Genomic DNA, 17000 nt, shown 5'->3' with positions numbered 1-17000 from the left:
AAGTCAAACAGTGAACGAGGATACATTTATTTGATATGTAAGGGTTTGAGAGAGTGTTGTAAAGAAAATGTTACACTGGATTTTGCTGGCAAAAGCGTCAGTAGGATTGGAAGTGTTCAGTGCAAAAGATAGGCTTGTTGTAAATGGATTGTTAAATTGAGGCTGTGATGAGTCATTATCATTCAAAGCCCGTCGACTCCGAAGGATTCGTTGAGTGGACGGAAGAAGAAGACGCGATTTGGCAGGATCTGATCACCAGACAACTGAGTATGATTCAGGGACGTGCATGTTCTGCCTATATCGATGGATTAGCGCTACTCGATCTCCCAACCGATCGCGTTCCCCAGTTACCGGAAATTAATCAAGTGCTTGCAGAGAGTACGGGTTGGAGTGTGGAGCCTGTCCCTGCTTTGATCAATTTCGACCGTTTTTTTAATCTGTTGGCTAACAAAAAATTTCCAGTCGCTACGTTTTTGCGAACCAGAGAAGAATTTGATTATTTGCAAGAGCCCGATTTTTTTCATGAAATCTTTGGTCACTGTGCGATGTTGACGAATCCTGATTTTGCCGCTTTTACGGAAACCTATGGCAAATTAGGCGAGCAGGCGACACCTAAGCAAAGAGCCTACCTCGCTCGTCTTTATTGGTTTACGGTCGAATTTGGCTTATTGAGAGAAGAGGGCGAGTTGAGAATTTATGGTGGCGGTGTTCTCTCATCTCCTGGTGAAACGGTGTATGCGCTTGAAGATGAACGTCCAGAACGAGCAAAGTTTGATATCCAAACGGTGCTCAGAACTCCCTATAGAATCGATATCATGCAACCCAAGTATTTTGTGCTGGATGAAATCAACGCTCTTTTCAAATTGAGCAAAATTGATTTAATGAAAGAAGTAGAGTTTGCAATGAGTGCTGGCTTGCTTCCACCCCTGTTTGAACCAAAGGAAACTGTAGATGCTTGATGAATTAAAATGCGAAGCTTGTAGTATCGACGCGATAGCGTTAACGACACAACAGCAGCAAGAATTACTGCTAGAGTTGGAAGGGTGGCACCTAATGGAAAGAGAAGGCATTCCTCAACTTGAAAAAGTGTATAAATTTAAAAACTTTATGCAGGCTTGGCAGTTCAGTAATCAGGTGGCTGAGCTCGCTGAACAAGAGTTTCACCATCCTTCCATTTTGCTTGAGTGGGGGAAAGTAACGGTGACATGGTGGAGCCACTCTATTAAAGGCTTACACAAGAACGATTTTATCTGCGCCGCGAAATGTGATCAGATCATTCGTTAACAAATTGTCGATTTGAGGGTAACGTTTGTGTCCCAACCCTCACCAGCTTGATAGAGTATCCCTTCTCAGTAATCACAAGCGTGTGACTACTTTTCTCTATCAAGCTATTTTTTTTAGGGTAATCGTGCCAAACAATTGCTCTAACTCTTCCAAATTCATAGGCTTTGCCGTGAGGTAGCCTTGGATGTAATCACAATGGAATGTTTTGAGAATTTTTAACTGTTCAAGTGTTTCAACACCTTCTGCTACTACTGAAAGATCAATCGTATGAGCCATGTTGATGATCGCAAAACAGAGTTGGGCAGAACGGTGGTGGACATCATCAACGTGCTTTACAAAACTGCGATCCATTTTGACTACGTCGATGGGGTATTGATTCAGCATCGCAAGTGATGAATAGCCCGTGCCGAAATCATCCAGTGAGATGGTAATGCCGAGTGCTTTGATCTTGTTCAGTACGTCGATTGTGGCTTTGCTATCGGATAATAAACTGGTTTCGGTGATCTCAATTCCTATCAACTCAGCTGGACAAGCAAAACGTGCTAAATGACTGTTGAGACTGTATAAAACTTGCCCGTTGATAAACTGTTTCGCAGATACGTTAATATTAAAACGTGGCAATTCTTGAGCGCAGTAACGCTCACTAAGCTGAGCAACGATATGGCAGGTACGCTCAATCACCCAGTCACCAATTTTGTTGATCAAACCTGCTTCTTCGGCAATCGGAACAAAGTCTGCGGGTGAAATCCAACCATTGTCTGGATGATACCAACGTAATAACACTTCAACGCTGATCAGCTCTTCGCCATCATTGCTAAAAATGGGCTGGTATTTGAGGTGTAACTGTTCACGTTCAATCGCAAAAGAGAGCTCTTGCTCAAAAGTGAATCGTTTAGTGGCTTGAACAAACATATCGTTGTCGAAGAAGACCACTTTACTGTCTTCTGATTTTTTTGCTCGATACATCGCTGTATCGGCTTCGCGCAAAATTTTTGCCAAGGTGTATGAGGAATCCGCAACAGTGGCAATTCCAACACTGACGCCGATTTGGCAAATTTTTTCTTCAATATTATAAGGTTCGCAGATCAACTCTGCGTATCGGCGAGCAATGCGCGCGAGTGTTTCTTGGTTATGCAGGCCAGGTAAGCAGATGACAAATTCATCTCCGCCAAATCGATAACAGGAATCTTGTTTGCGGGCATTGAGAAGCAGCCTACTGGCGACTTGCTTTAAGACCAAATCCCCAATCAAATGTCCCATGGAATCATTGATGACTTTGAAACGGTCCAAATCAATGAAGAGAACGGAAAAGGCCTCGTCAGGGTCTTTGGCCAATTTTTCCAATTTCTTGTTGATATAAGTATTGAGAGCATGCCGATTGTAAAGGCGGGTCAGATTGTCTTCCACCGCTTGCTTTGCCAATGTGCGGTTTTTTTCTTTTGCTAATCGCTTCGAAATTGCCGTCCATTGTTGGTAGCGGTGCAACCATAAACTAACCACAAGAGTGAGTAGAATGACCAGAATAAAGGCACTACCACCATAAAGTATGGGAGGTGATATAAGGTGTTGACTGAGCTCTACTCGTTCCCATTCCCTATGAGATTCTATATGCCAAATGGCTAAGACACTGAAAGAAGCAAGGAGTAATCCTAATAGCCAAATACCAAAATAGACGTGACTAAATCGAGGTTTTTTCAAAAGAGCAGAACCTAATTAATAAATATATAAACAGCGTGAATAGTAAACGTAACGCTTAAGGTTGTAAATGATAGTCGTTATTAATAAAAAAGCTGAGGTTTTAATGGGTTAGCTTGTGTTGGAATTGGTTTGAAACAATTTTCTACGTTCAACTCGATAGCATGGTTGCTGATAAGCATACTTACTGGGATAAATGGCTTGAAAAGGGATGACAAAGCGATTAGTTTTTTGACTCTTTAATCACACTGTACAGGAAGGATAATGAGTTTAAAGGATTTACTGGCTAAGTTGGCTGAAACGCCCGAAAAAGTGGAGTTTCAAGAGGTTATTGATGTCATTGATAGCCATTATGTATTTGTGCCTGCGGCATTTCAAAATGGCGACACACATAACGAAGCGGGCCAAAACAATGGATCATGCAAGATTTTTTCTTTCGCACAATTGAATGAGTTAAACGAAGAACAAACGCTTGCGTGTTTTGGTCGCTATTACCGTCATGATGTATTGTTGCATCCCGAGAACGATGACCATCAAAATATTCGCAATTTCATACGTTTTGGTTGGTCAGGTGTTCAGTTTGACACGGCAGCACTCACAGAAAAGTAGTGACATGAGCGCTGATTGTTTAGGCAATCGGTGCTTTCTCTAAACAGCGTCGACAAAGGCATAGACCTTCGCTAGGTACGCTCACTTCTCTTTCTTCTAGATCAAAACACCAACAGTGTGTTTTTCCTTGGGCAATGTCACATTGCGTTGGTTTCGTACAGCTCGGGCACTCGTGGGTCGCGGTGCGGCCATCGAGCTGAGCCATAATCTCTTCTCTTTGCAGAGGGTTAAATTGAGACCAGTTGGCTATCTCGGTGACTGTGCGCAGGCAACCTTCGCAGATGCCATTATTGTTTTTACAGGCTGCAACACAGGGGGTCTTCATGAATTTCTGTCCTTGGTGGTCATTGCCGGCTAATGGTAAGCTTGTTGCGCAATAAATTAAAGGACCAGAACATGCTTGCCAAAGAAAATCTCATCAAGTTAGCGCGAATTCAAATGCCATTTGGGAAATATGCGGGAAGGGTGCTGATTGATTTGCCTGAAGAATACTTGCTTTGGTTTGCACGCAAAGACGAGTTCCCGCAAGGAGAACTTGGTGAGTTAATGCAGCTCTGTCTTGCGCTCAAAATTGAAGGATTAGATAGTGTTGTTAAACCCCTTAAGCGCGAATTGGATTGACCTTTATTACTTAATTACAAGCTCGGTGTAACCAGTCTTTTCGTCCCAAGCTCGCTCAAAATACAACGTAGGGTAGGCGTGAACAATCAGCTCAACGGTGGTATCAACGAGGCAACCTTCGAGTAGGTGCCCACCGTACACACGACCGTGTTCATCCGCAATAGCAAGATGAACATGCTGATGCTCAGGGGTCAACGTGGCAGTAATGGCGATAATTTCAAAGCATGCTTTCTGTTGGAATTCACTTTGCGCGCCAGCCAACCTAAGTTTCACTTCGCTTAGGCAGCCAGTACAGGCCGCTATACTTCCCGCGGTGATGCCATGCTCTGTCACGATATTGGCAATCGCGCGTTTTAAGTCTGCACCATATTCCAAACGTTTTGCGATGACGTTGATGCTCATTGACGTGGATCCAACTTGATGAGCGCGAGCAGCGTCTGCAGCGCGATTTCTAAATCATCATAGCGTTTCGTTTTGCCCATAACGCGCATTCCTTGCATTTGGTTAAGGACCAACTTTGCCAGAGCGCTTGCAGGAATCGTGGTTGTAATTTGTTGACTTTTTTGACCATTGTCTATGGTGTTCGTCAATACTTCAAGCAGGTGATCAAACAGGCGGTTGCCTTTCTCTAGTACTTCATCGTCATCACCAGCGTGCTCAATCAACGCATTTTGCATAAAGCAACCGCAGCTTCTTTCCCTTTGAATTTGAGCAAAATGATTTAAGAAAGCTTCAAGCTCAGCAAGTGACGCACTTGGTTGACTTACATCACCTAAAGAAGGAAAGGAGATCGATGTTAAGTACATCTCAAGCGCTTCGTAATACAGCTGCTGTTTATCACCAAATGTGTTGTACAAACTGAATCGATTTATTTTGAGCTCATCAACCAAATCTGAAATGGCGGTGCTGGCGTAGCCTTTCCTCCAGAAGAGATCCATAGCTTCTAGTAGCTTATCGTCTCGATTGAAATTTGCCTTTCGTGCCATAACAAAACCTCAATGGATAAAAATTATTCTTGACTGAACGTTTAGAAAACACGTACATTCTAACCTAAACGATCGTTCTGAAAAAGAGAAAGGACTAAAAATGAAACTGTATGAAACAGAAATGACCCCGAGTTGTCGCCGAGTAACGCTATTTTTGGCTGAAATTGGTGCAAGTGTTGAACGTGTCCAGCTCAATGTAAGAGAGGGCGATAACCTCACCCCCGAATTTTTGCAGAAAAGCGTCAATGGTAAAGTGCCGATGCTTGAATTAGACGATGGCACAACGCTGTGTGAAAGTGTGGCAATCTGTCGTTATTTTGATGAGATTCATCCGAATGAAATGGCGCTGTTTGGGCGTGATGCTTTAGAAAAAGCGCAAGTCGAAATGTGGCACCGTGTTGTCGAGTTTCAAGGTCTCTACGCTGCATTCCAAGCTTTTCGCAATATTACGGCTATATATCAAGACAGAGAAACGTGTGTGGAAGCATGGGGCGTAGAATCTAAAAAACGTGTTGAGGCATTTTTGCCAGTATTGGAAAAGCGCCTTTCTGAAAGTCCTTATGTTGCGACAGAACACTTTACGATTGTCGATATCACCGCGTTCATTTTTGTTACGTTTGCTGTAAAAGGGCTTGAGCTTGCGGTCTTTGAACAATTCAGCCACATTGAGAAGTGGTATGAGCAAGTCTCCAACAGAGCGGCATTCCAGCCTTTGTAATTCGGTATACCTACACTAAAACGGCCAAAGCGGGTGACGCTTTGGCCGTTTTTTGTCGGCACCTTAGCCTCTAAAGTCGGTACTGTCGACTTGCTGCAGCAGTTCGTTTGCCTTTTTCATCGCGTTTCGTGCACTGACTGATTGGCGTTTTCTCAGCAGCATATCTGAAAACTTCAGGTACTTGTTGGCAGTTTGAAAACGCAGATCAGAGATGTTTGGGAAATTTGGCGGGAAATCCTTGGCGAGGTTATCGATATCGGCCACCAACTGATCGAGTGAGTTAACGGTTGTCGCGTTTTCAAGCTTTTTATGTAATGAGGTAAACTTGTGCCCATAAAGAACCTGCGCTGCATCATAGGGGTATACCGCCTGCTGCCCATTTTCTTCCGCTTGTTTCCACTTCTCCATGGCAATGACGGCTGAATTCACTTCCTTAGCATGTAGCAATCTCTGCTGAGAAGCTTCATGAGTACTAAAAAACGTCGCGCCTATCGCCAGCAGTTCTGTGAGTGCAATTGAGTTACGCTGCTCAATAGCGTCAATAAGATTTTGCTCAAATACTTCCAATGCCAGTGATGATGGAGTGAGCGGATAATTCTTTTGAATGGAATTTAAATCATTGTTGAGATCAACGATCGATTTCCCATCCTGTTGAGCATCGTATTGACCTTTTTCGAGTACAGAATTGATGTGTCTTTCAATTGACAGCAAGGTTGAACGCTTGCTCGAGCGCATGTCAAGGTTGAGCAATTCAAGCTTGTGGGAATCTGGGTAGTAGATAGCCGCGTGCTTCAGGACAGATTCGACTTGATCGTAATCGGGATACTCGTTATTGCTTTGGTTGAGAATTTCATCAATCTGTTGCTCGAATTTCGCGAGAAGCGTTTGCTTGTGATGCCGCAGTAATCCGGCTTTTAAAACCGGATGGATGGTATCGGATGCGCTAAGTTCGAAGACTGACTCAGGTTGGCTATTAATGATCTGTTGTTGCGTTTGTAGCGAATGAGCCAATTGGCGATTGGTTTCTTCCAACTGCACGATCTGCGAGTTTAAGTGATGCGCAACACCAAGAGAGGTGGATAAACCGAGAACAATCAATGCAGCTATCGCATATTTTGAGTGATTATTTTGGTTGAGTCTCTGTTTCAGTGACTCGGCACTGAGCTTGTACTGACCGCTGGTGTCGGTGAGAATCGTTTTAATATCGGGCCATAGGGTATTTGGAAAACCAGAGGGTTTCTTTAGCGGAATCGCATTTTTCTTAGCCAAATCGATAGGGGTTCGATTATAGGGATGCTTGCAAGAGAGTAGTTCGTATGCGATGCAGGCAAACGCAAACAGATCGTCCTGTCTGCACGGCTTATTACCGCTAATAATATTGAGGGATGCATAATTTGGTGTATATCCCAATACTTGATGATCATCGACTTTACGCTTGGCGGCGTACTGATCTTGTTTGAGGCGTTCAGTTTTTGACACACCAAAGTCGAGCAATTTTACCGTACCGGCTGAATCGATCATGATGTTAGCGGGCTTCAGGTCTGCGTGTACGATATCAAGCGAATGAGCATATATCAGAGCATCGAGTATTTGGTTTAGTAGGACTTTGGCATTAGGAAACGCCAAGCCATTGGGTCTGGAACGCTGAATCAACTGTTCGATGGTCTCTCCATCTAAGTATTCCATCACGATAAAATAAATTTTGTTATCGACGCCAAAATCAAAAACACGAATGATGTTGGGGTGGCTCAAGGTTTGAGTATGCTGCGCCTCTCGGATAAGCATTCGCGCAGTCTCTGGTTGGTCGATGTATTCGTGTTGCAATACTTTGAGTGCGACAAAAGGACTAGCAACTCCAGATGATTCAAGAACTTTATCTTTGGCTCGGTAGACGTCACATAGGCCACCATGCCCAATTAGGCTGTCAATCACGTAACGATTTTTAACTAAATGGCCTTTCTCTAGAGTTTGATAACCGGGAGAATTGTTTTCCCCCGTCACAGTGGTGTTTACCTCTGTTCTTGTTGAGGGGTGAGCTGTTTTTGATTCGGGTCTTTTAGTGTGAGATTTGTCGTTAATACTGTCTTCTTTATTTATTTCTTTAACACTAACTGGTTCTATTCTACTTTTTTCTACATTCTTTTCTGGACCGATTTTTTGTGAACGCGCAATAAATTTAGTCTTGTCATTTTTCTCTTCTTGCGTGTTTTTCTTCTCATTATCAACTGACATATACAACCCCTAAAACGGTAAAGAGTGACATCATATACTCAAAAAAGTTTGATTTGGCTGCGAATTAAAAGCTTTCGTACTAATTAACAGGGGACTAATTCTTTGTAACATCGGTTCTCACTAAAAATTTGAACTGTGTTCTATATTTGTTTTGTTGCATGATTTTGGCTTTGTGTTAAATCAGCAAAATGCTCATTATCGCAAGCAATAAATATATCTAAAGTAGTAGTGCATTCTAATACCGAAAACAAAATCGAGTTTGCATTTTGGGTTTTGTTGATAAATGCATTATTAATAAAGTGGCTAGAGGATGTTATGGGAATAGTGCTTTCGATTACTAGTTTCCACCGTTTTACACCAGAAATAAAAAGTGTGTATTCAATACCCACCAATGAAGAACACTTTTGTATGAAATTTGGTCGCTCTGAGAGCTGTGATTGGGTATTACCTGATCCTGAACGAATTATTTCTGGTGTTCATGGTGAAATAACTAAGTTTGGTAATGATTATCTACTTAGAGATCTCTCTACAAATGGTATTTTTGTTAATAAGTCAGTCAGCCCAGTAGGAAATGGTGTCGAGGTGGCTTTAAATGACAAAGATGTGATTAATTTTGGAGATTATGAAATCGAAGTATCATTTAAAAATAGTGAAAACCATAACGTAACCCAAAGCCACACCAATACTCTGTCACCACGTGAAGTAAATAAAGATCCTGTCAGTGGTAATGACAATTTTATGGATTTTGGTTTTGATGCAAACCTATTTTTGGCAGAAGAAGAAAAGCAGCAGCAAAATCTGTCGCCAGAGCTAGGTGATTTGGATGACTTTCTTGATGCTCCCATATTAAGCCCTCACATAGAGCCGACTTTGAAAGAAGAGAGAGCAACCGACTATCCTCGTGATGAGAAAGTGGCTAAGCGATGTGAGCGTGTTGACTCGGATTTGAATGCCTTTCTCAACGGGGCTGGCATCGATTTAAGCTTAGTTCCAGAACAGGAAAGAGAGCAATGGTTTAATCGATTAGGTCGCTCTTACTCTCTTATGTTAGAAGGTCTGATGCAGACACTGCATAATCGTGCAGAATTTAAACAGGCGAACAAATTAAACCATACCTCTTTTCAGAAAAAGGAAAATAATCCTCTTAAGTTTTCGGCGAATTTAGAAGATGCAATTCACAATCTATATAACAGACGCAGTGCGAGTTTTCTCTCACCGGAAGCTGCAATTCAATCTGCATTCAATGATATAGAAGCTCATGAAAAAGCAATGATAGAAGGTGTTCATGGTGCTGTATCTGGGGTGTTACGACTGCTTGAGCCGAATACCATATCCGGACATGTGTCTCAAAGTGAAAAAAATGGATTGACATCAATATTTTCGCAACTCGATAAAAAACGATGGAAGAAGTATGAAAATATCTATTTTCAAATAAGAAATGAAATTGACATTGATGAGAAAGGGTTTTATTTGGAAGACTTTTCCAAATCTTATGAATCGGCAATAAGAAAAGTAGGGAGAGAATAAATGAAAGCCATGGCAAAAATAATTACCACAATAATAGTGTTTTTATTAGTGGGTTGCAGTGCGGCAAATATGGTTGTTTCTCCCTATTCAAATTTGGAAATAAAGACGGGGTTCAATGTCAATCCAGATATGAATGGCAGACCTTCACCTGTCGTAGTTTATGTCCTTGAACTCACTTCTGATACCTTATTTACGAGTCAAGACTTCTTTTCTCTATATGAAAATACAGCCCAAACGCTAGGTCCGGATCTGGTGAACAAAACAGAATTGTATCTCTCCCCAGGCCAAAAAACACTTTATGAATCTACGATGAAACCAAGTGTTGAATATATCGGCATTGTAGTGGCATATCGAGACATCGAAAATGCAAATTGGCGCAAGGTGATAAAGGTCGACCGCAAGGGCTATAATACCTACGAGCTTTCACTAGATGAATTGTCTTTGGCTATAAAATAATAACAACGTTGGCAGGATATTAAATGAGTGTTTATTCACCGATTGTTTGGAGTGAAGGGATGTTTCTGCGTCCTCAACACTTTCAGCAACAAGAGCGAGCGTTGTCTCATGAATACAAAGGTCTAACGCGTTTAGTGGGGTGTTATGCCCGAGGAATTGAATCGTTTTCTCTCGACAAAGAACAGTTGAAAGAAGGGGTTGTATCGCTAACTGAGTGTGTTGGAATTTTCTCCGATATGACATTCGTTAACATACCTATTAAAGAGCAGCTTCCTGAGCCACTCAAAATTGATCCAGGGATTGAAAATACTTTGGTTCAGCTTGTGATACCTGCAGAAAAATCCCAAGGCCAAAACGTTTCCCATTCCGAGACTTCAATGGTAACGCGCTATAAGGTGGTTGATCACACCTTAACCGATAGCGTATCTGGTGATGAAGAAGTACTTCAACTCGCTGCGCTTAAGTGCGAGTTAAAGGCAACCAATGACAATTTGCCGGGCTATGTCTCTTTGCCACTGGTGAAAATTCGTCATGTTGGTAGCGAAGGTCAAGTCATTCTTGATGAAGAGTTCGTACCACCTTTCCTTAATGTCCACCATAGTTCGCTGCTTACTCGTTATTTGAATAACGTTTTAGCCATGATCAAAATTAGGGCAGACGCCATTGCAAGTCGTCTCGGACAAGGCAAGTCAGCGTCTTCCTCTGCAGTAGATTTCATTATGCTACAAATGCTGAATCGTTATGAGGCTAACTTAAGACATTTATCGAAAGGGAGTGAGCTTCATCCACATGAGTTAGCGACGGCCTTATTGAGCTTAATTGGTGAGCTGTCCACTTTCTCGAGTAAAAATAAGCGAGTCCCTAAGCTTCCCGAATACCAACACAGTAATTTGGGGCCTGTCTTTTCTGAGATGAATCAAATCCTCAGTCAATATCTGAGTGTGGTATTGGAGCAAACTGCGACCAAGATGCCCTTGGATATTCGTCAGTTTGGGATTCGCGTTACGCCATTACCAGATAAAAGTTTGCTTTCACTTTGTCAGTTTGTATTGGCCGTTAAGGCCGATGTCTCTGCCGATGAAATTAGAAAAAAGTTACCAGGACAAATCAAAGTTGGACCCGCAGAGAATATTCGCGACCTTATCAATAATCAGATCAACGGTATTGCCGTTTCGCCACTGAATGTGGTGCCAAGACAGATGCCTTACGCAGCAGGCTACGTCTATTTTGAGCTGGTTAAACAAGGCGCTTATTGGGCTCGTTTAAATGAAAGCGGGGGAATGGCATTTCATGTCTCTGGTAATTACCCAGGGTTAGAAATGGAGCTTTGGAGTATTAACCAATAAGTGAAGCTATGGACGAAACGATTGTAAAACCAACCCCTGGGCGTAAAAAAGCACCGCAGTCGACACCTGTTGCATCGCTTGAAAGCGATAACACGGTTCTCTTTACGCAAAATAGTAAAGAAACGCGTGAAACGAGTATCGTCGCGTTTGGCAATAACGTACTGCTGGCAGAAGCGAATGTCATTGTTTCCTTGCTTGGCCAAATTAGAGCGACGGCCACGCACAGTGATGTCAAACAGTTACGTGAAGCATTTGTGCAAAAAATGCGTGACTATGAAAACCGGTTGAGATTACAAGGCGCAAATAGTAAGCGGATCGATATCGCACGCTACTGTTTATGTTGTGCTATCGATGAAGCCGTCCTAAATACCGAATGGGGAAGTCAATCCGTTTGGGGACACAACTCGTTATTGTCGACATTCTATTCCAATACTCAAGGCGGTGAGCAGTTCTTCATACATCTCGATGAAAGCCTTGCCGAACCCAATAAGCACTTAGATCTGCTAGAAGTCATGTATATCTGCATGAGCTTAGGTTTTTTGGGGCAATTTCGAGTTCGAGAAAATGGAATCGAGCAACATCGTTCCTTAAAAAACCGCGTAATGGATGTCCTTAAATCGCACGGTCGGGACTACAGTCCTTCACTCAACGATGATGCGTTAGCCAAAGTATTGGTTGGTGAGCAGATCGCAGAAAAAGCACCATTGTGGGTTGTTTTATCAATTACCGCAGCTGTGTTAGCCAGTGTGTACATGTACTTAAGTTATAGCCTAAACGAAAAATCCGATCAGACCTTTAGTCAGTTAATGAACTTAGTGCCGAGCAAAGAGATAGAGAACCAGAGTGCGGATTATATTTCATCTCTTGCCGTAGCAAATCAAATCCAACGTTCGTTGGCAACGGAAATAGAAATGGGTTTACTAAAAGTCGATGCATTACCCGATAGAGTGCGTATTACTTTTCAGTCCAATGATCTGTTTGAATCGGGCAGTGCGGAGCTTGTCGCGCATATATTCCCTGTGGTTTCGAAAGTGGCCAGAGCACTCGAGGCGACCAATGGAAAAATATTGGTTGTCGGACATACCGATAATAACCCCATTTTTACCAGTAAATTCCCTTCTAACTGGCATTTATCTCTCGCCAGAGCGACAGCGCTTACCGATCGCTTAGCATCAGCAGGCAAATTGAGTGGGCGTGTCATTCCAGAAGGAATGGGAGAGGCGAGACCTTTGGTATCAAATGAAACCGCAGAAGGAAGAAGCATCAACCGTAGAGTCGAAATCGATCTCCTAGTTCAAACCCAATCAAAAATGGATGCAAACAATGGCAAAGATTAAACGTTTATTGGGGCAAAAATGGCTGATTAGCTTGATCGGGCTTGGGGCAATTTCTATTTTTATTTGGTTTGTCGGACCATTGATCGCGATAGCAGGCATAGAGCCACTGAAATCAGACTTTAACCGTTTGTTGGTTATTGTGGTTTTAGTCTTCATTTGGGGCGTGACGAATGTTGTCCGTCAACAGAAGGAGCGAAAGGAACAAGATGAAAGCATCCAAAGCCTATTAGAGGTGGATGCCCTGACCGATAAAGAAGCGGCGGCAGAAATAGACGTCATGCGCGAAAGAATTGAGAAGGCGATTCAAGTCGTGACGAAAGGTGGAAAGCGTAAGAGTCATCTCTACCAGTTGCCTTGGTATGTACTTATTGGCCCTCCTGGAACAGGTAAAACGACGGCATTAAAAGAATCGGGTCTCGAGTTTCCTCTATCAGATTCAATGGGTGTTGACTCGGTTTCTGGTATTGGCGGTACGAGAAATTGTGATTGGTGGTTTACCAATAAAGCGGTGTTGATTGATACGGCTGGCCGGTACACCACGCAAGATAGCCAAGCTCATGTCGATTCAAAAGCATGGTATGGATTCTTAGGCTTATTAAAGCAATACCGTAAACAGCGTCCCATTAATGGTGCGATTGTTACCGTCAGCATCGCCAGTATGCTCACACAAACTCGCACCGAACGAGGCATGCATGCAAGAGCGATAAAAAATCGGCTACAAGAACTGAAAAATCAATTGGGTATGCAGTTCCCAATCTATGTTGTGTTGACGAAGGCTGATCTCATTGCGGGTTTTAGTGAGTTTTTTACGGAACTGACCAAGGAAGAGCGAGAGCAGTTATTAGGATTTATGTTTCCACCTTCAACAGAAGACGAGCGAGGCGTCATCTCTCTATTTAACAAAGAGTTTCATGACTTACTGGAGAGACTTGATCGCCGCATGATGCAAAGGCTTGAAACGGAGCATGACCTTGACAAACGATCTTTAATTTTTGAATTTCCAAAACAATTGCGTTGTCTTCAAGCGAATCTAGACGAGTTTCTGAACGACATTTTTGCCCAAAACAAGTTTGAAGAATCTTCAATGATTCGCGGCGTCTTTATTGTGAGTTCATTGCAAGAAGGCACGCCGGTTGATCGTATCATGTCTGAAACATCCCAAGGACTAGGGTTGGGCAAACCTCTACTGCGGTTAAGTTCCAAAGAATCAAGTAGCTATTTTGTCAAAAACTTGTTTGAAAACGTCATCTTTAAAGAACAGTTTTTAGGGACGGTCAATCGTCATCATCAAAAGCAAAGTGGCTGGATTCGAAAAGGCGTCTACTGCTCGTGCCTAGCGCTGTCTGGGGCTGCCATCACTCTGTGGATGATGAGTTATCAGTGGAACAATCAACTCATTGATGAAACGGATCGTCAAGTAGCTGTGGTGAATGACTTACTTGCTAAGTCTGGTCTGGACTTCGAAAACGACTTGATCCCCTCGATAAACATTCTCAATCACATCATGCGTTTCCCTATGGGTTACAGACAGCAAGATGACGAGAGAGATCGTGTGACATCGTTTGGTTTGTTTCAAGGTGAAAAAATTGGCCAATCAGCTAAGAGTGCTTATCACCAAGCACTGACAAATTACTATTCATCTTATGTTGAATCGGTACTTCTCAGTGAAATGAAGAACAATGAACAGCACCGAGAATATCTGTACGAAACACTCAAAACATATTTGATGCTCTTCAACGATGACAAATTTGAGCGTGAACATGTTCTTGGTTGGTTCAATTATTTCTTTGAAAGGCAGTATCCCGGTGAACTGAATGAAGATTTAAGAGAGCAACTCTACGCTCATACCGAGAACTTTTTGTCGCAGGCAGACAGAGGCTTATATATCAACAACGATTCAGTAACCGCTGCCAGAATGGTTCTAACAGAAATGTCGTTGTCGGAAAGAGCCTACCAAAGAATGAAACTGCAGTTCCTTAAAAGTCATGTGCCTTCATTTCGTTTAACGGACGTTCTAGGGGCTAGGGGAGTTGAGCAGTTTGAGCGAAAAAGTGGCAAGCCATTATCGATGGGGATTTCTGGTTTCTACACGTACAACGGTTTCCATAGCATCTTCCAATTGCAACTGGGTCGTATGGTAAAAGCCTTGATGGAAGAAAACTGGGTGTATGGGGATGAGATCGACGCCCAAAACATCGACCATGATCTCGCTTTGCAAGGTGTGAGAGAGCGCTACTATCGTGACTATGTCTATGAATGGAAGACACTGCTCAATGACATCCAACTCAAAGCGGCACCAAGTTTGAAACTAAGTTTAGAGCAGAGTATGGCATTAGCGGGCTCTGAGCGACCAATTGAATCGCTGCTTAAAGCGGTACAAAAAGAGGTGGCATTAACGAAAATTTCGCTAAGCAACAACGAAAAAGCGGCGGCTGAAGTCGCTGGTAAAGTCGCCAAAGTGAAATTTTCAAATACGGCAGACAAACTTGATTTATATCGTCCGGAAGAGGGCAATACGTTTGATATTGCGCTTCCTGGAAAAGAAGTGGAAGCCGAGTTTGACGATCTTGTTAGGATGACAGACCAGGACTTTGACGATATTCATCTTGCACTGAGCGGTTTAAAAAGTTATTTGGCCGATCTCTCTAGCTCAGGAAACAATCAGAAAGTCGCCTACAAGAGCATCTTAAATGGCACTGTGACAGGAGAAGTTGCCGCGTCAATTGAACATGCTAAACAGCTTTTACCCGCTCCGTTTAACAACTGGCTAGGTGAACTTTCCGAGGAATCGGTCAAGTTAGCGGAAAAAGGATCGCGATCTCACCTTAATACGCTATGGGTTAACAAGGTTCTTAAACCTTATGAGCGCAGCATCAAAGGTAGGTATCCCTTTGAGCCAAGAGCGAAAACAGAAGTGACGTTAAAGGACTTCAGTCGATTCTTTGGCTATGGCGGAACACTTGATGCGTTCTTTGTCGAATACTTGGAACCGTTTGTCGATACGTCGAGAAGTGTGTGGCGCTTCGAGAAGGAAATCGGTGTCAGTCAAGAAACACTCGCTGTATTTCAACGCGCAGATCGCATCCGACAGTCATTTTTTGAACTCGACAATACATTAAAAGTCGATTTTGCAATGAAACCGATATACCTAGACCAACATATAACCAGCTTTGTACTGGAAGTTGGGGGGCAGAATCTTGCATACCGACATGGGCCAGCAAGAGTAAAAAATCTCTCTTGGCCAGCTAAGCGTTCAGCAACAAGAGTGGTTTTCACACCACCCGATTCGATTCGTGAAATTGCTTATACCTATGAAGGTGAATGGGGCATTTTTAAGTTGCTTGATCAATCTCTGAAAGCAAGGCCGCAATCTCGCAAAGACAACATCGTCATGATTGATTTGAAAGGCAACAAAGTTCAACTGGAATTGATTCCTAAGAGTACGATGAACCCATTTTGGTCGAGTGATATGGAGAGTTTCCGATGTCCGCAAACGCTATAACACCAAGCTGGGGCTTTATAGGCAAAATTCCTGCGAAAGGGGATTTTATAAAGCAAGACTTGCCGAAACCTTTTGCGGATCTTTTCCACGACTGGCAGCAGGCGATTATCGCCGTTAGCAAAGAACAGCTACAGGAAACATGGCAAAGCCATTTTCTAAACGCGCCAATTTGGCATTTCGCATTGGACAGTGGTGTAACCAATGACGCCACGATCATCGGAACGATGATTCCTAGCGTAGATGCTGCTGGACGGTACTTCTTTTTTACATTAGCCAGGCCCGTTCTTGGTGATGCCGTGAGCTATTGGAGCTGTCGAGATTGGGCCAACGAATCGCAAGAGCTGGCGTTAACCGTGCTGGACGACCATTTTACATTCGACGTTTGGAGTCAGAAACTACAGTCCGGTACAGAGTTAATTAACGCTATTTCGACAGAAACGTTACCGGTTTCCCAAAAGAAACTGAGCGGAGAAAACCTCTTTATTAAGGAACATACAGAAACCAATGTGATGAGTTTGCTCTCTCATGTTGTTCGACAGCAGTTCCCTAAACCGTGCTACTGGTGGACGGATGGTAATGATGCCATCGAGCCGATGATGCTCGTCATGGATGGTTTACCTCAAATTGGCAAATTTGCCGCAATGTTGGATGGACAGTGGCAGAAATGGAATTGGTAACGGTGATCGA

At 43.0% G+C, this 17000-nt stretch carries 16 protein-coding genes; 11 read left to right on the top strand and 5 right to left on the bottom strand.

Going from position 1 to position 17000, the window contains the following annotated elements; genetic code table 11:
* Positions 1-167 precede the first annotated feature (167 nt).
* Both phhA and PQQ36_RS02630 read left to right on the top strand, forming a co-directional pair.
* Positions 168-959, top strand: coding sequence for a phenylalanine 4-monooxygenase (gene phhA / locus PQQ36_RS02635; protein WP_011081409.1), 792 nt, complete (start codon positions 168-170; stop codon positions 957-959).
* On the top strand, positions 952-1284 hold the full coding sequence (locus tag PQQ36_RS02630; RefSeq protein ID WP_011081408.1) for a 4a-hydroxytetrahydrobiopterin dehydratase: 333 nt from the start codon (positions 952-954) through the stop codon (positions 1282-1284). Before phhA ends, PQQ36_RS02630 begins: the two co-directional genes overlap by 8 nt.
* Before the next feature lie 99 nt (positions 1285-1383).
* On the opposite strand, the gene PQQ36_RS02625 is transcribed toward PQQ36_RS02630, so the two are convergent.
* Positions 1384-2982 carry a putative bifunctional diguanylate cyclase/phosphodiesterase gene (locus tag PQQ36_RS02625; RefSeq protein ID WP_225470310.1) on the bottom strand — a complete coding sequence of 533 codons (1599 nt, stop codon included), beginning with the start codon at positions 2980-2982 and terminating at the stop codon, positions 1384-1386.
* A 261-nt stretch (positions 2983-3243) separates the two neighbouring features.
* On the opposite strand from PQQ36_RS02625, the gene PQQ36_RS02620 reads away from it, so the two are divergent.
* The gene (locus PQQ36_RS02620) at positions 3244-3588 is read left to right on the top strand and encodes a HopJ type III effector protein (protein WP_011081406.1); all 345 of its coding nucleotides are present in this window, start codon (positions 3244-3246) and stop codon (positions 3586-3588) included.
* 19 nt (positions 3589-3607) lie between these two features.
* Here PQQ36_RS02620 and PQQ36_RS02615 read toward each other — a convergent pair whose 3' ends face one another.
* Positions 3608-3913, bottom strand: a complete 306-nt coding sequence (locus PQQ36_RS02615; protein ID WP_011152290.1) for a cysteine-rich CWC family protein — start codon at positions 3911-3913, stop codon at positions 3608-3610.
* Between the two features lie 71 nt (positions 3914-3984).
* Between PQQ36_RS02615 and PQQ36_RS02610 the strand changes: the two genes are divergently transcribed.
* Entirely contained in the window at positions 3985-4209 is a 225-nt protein-coding gene (locus PQQ36_RS02610; protein WP_015728024.1) for a DUF3820 family protein, read from the top strand.
* Between the two features lie 6 nt (positions 4210-4215).
* Here PQQ36_RS02610 and PQQ36_RS02605 read toward each other — a convergent pair whose 3' ends face one another.
* Positions 4216-4611: a PPC domain-containing DNA-binding protein gene (locus PQQ36_RS02605; protein ID WP_015728023.1), complete on the bottom strand. Its 396-nt coding sequence runs from the start codon at positions 4609-4611 to the stop codon at positions 4216-4218.
* Positions 4608-5195, bottom strand: coding sequence for a TetR/AcrR family transcriptional regulator (locus tag PQQ36_RS02600; protein WP_015728022.1), 588 nt, complete (start codon positions 5193-5195; stop codon positions 4608-4610). Before PQQ36_RS02600 ends, PQQ36_RS02605 begins: the two co-directional genes overlap by 4 nt.
* A gap of 100 nt (positions 5196-5295) precedes the next feature.
* Between PQQ36_RS02600 and PQQ36_RS02595 the strand changes: the two genes are divergently transcribed.
* Complete coding sequence (locus PQQ36_RS02595; protein WP_015728021.1) at positions 5296-5913, top strand: glutathione S-transferase; 618 nt, start codon at positions 5296-5298, stop codon at positions 5911-5913.
* A gap of 63 nt (positions 5914-5976) precedes the next feature.
* Here the strand turns inward: PQQ36_RS02595 and PQQ36_RS02590 are convergent, their stop codons facing one another.
* A complete protein-coding gene (locus tag PQQ36_RS02590) occupies positions 5977-8145 on the bottom strand; it encodes a serine/threonine-protein kinase (protein WP_273660298.1) in 2169 nt (722 codons plus the stop codon).
* A gap of 315 nt (positions 8146-8460) precedes the next feature.
* Here PQQ36_RS02590 and tagH point away from each other — a divergent pair, with 315 nt between their 5' ends.
* Genes tagH through tagF form a run of 6 tightly spaced genes read left to right on the top strand, consistent with a single transcriptional unit; the run spans position 8461 to position 16990 of the window.
* Positions 8461-9672, top strand: coding sequence for a type VI secretion system-associated FHA domain protein TagH (tagH, locus tag PQQ36_RS02585; protein WP_015728019.1), 1212 nt, complete (start codon positions 8461-8463; stop codon positions 9670-9672).
* On the top strand, positions 9673-10128 hold the full coding sequence (gene tssJ, locus PQQ36_RS02580) for a type VI secretion system lipoprotein TssJ (protein ID WP_011081398.1): 456 nt from the start codon (positions 9673-9675) through the stop codon (positions 10126-10128).
* Between the two features lie 23 nt (positions 10129-10151).
* Complete coding sequence (tssK, locus tag PQQ36_RS02575; protein WP_225470309.1) at positions 10152-11474, top strand: type VI secretion system baseplate subunit TssK; 1323 nt, start codon at positions 10152-10154, stop codon at positions 11472-11474.
* Between the two features lie 8 nt (positions 11475-11482).
* Positions 11483-12811 carry a type VI secretion system protein TssL, long form gene (tssL, locus tag PQQ36_RS02570; RefSeq protein WP_015728017.1) on the top strand — a complete coding sequence of 443 codons (1329 nt, stop codon included), beginning with the start codon at positions 11483-11485 and terminating at the stop codon, positions 12809-12811.
* Positions 12789-16313 (top strand): type VI secretion system membrane subunit TssM, encoded by a 3525-nt coding sequence (tssM, locus tag PQQ36_RS02565; RefSeq protein WP_225470308.1) that lies wholly within the window; start codon positions 12789-12791, stop codon positions 16311-16313. Before tssL ends, tssM begins: the two co-directional genes overlap by 23 nt.
* Complete coding sequence (gene tagF, locus PQQ36_RS02560) at positions 16295-16990, top strand: type VI secretion system-associated protein TagF (protein ID WP_130247120.1); 696 nt, start codon at positions 16295-16297, stop codon at positions 16988-16990. Before tssM ends, tagF begins: the two co-directional genes overlap by 19 nt.
* Positions 16991-17000 lie beyond the last annotated feature (10 nt).

The sequence above is a fragment of the Vibrio sp. CCUG 15886 genome (assembly GCF_028570825.1).
GTDB classification, from domain to species: Bacteria; Pseudomonadota; Gammaproteobacteria; order Enterobacterales; family Vibrionaceae; genus Vibrio; species Vibrio vulnificus_B.
Note: the sequence above shows the minus strand (reverse complement) of the source record. Positions and strands in the feature narration are given on the sequence as shown.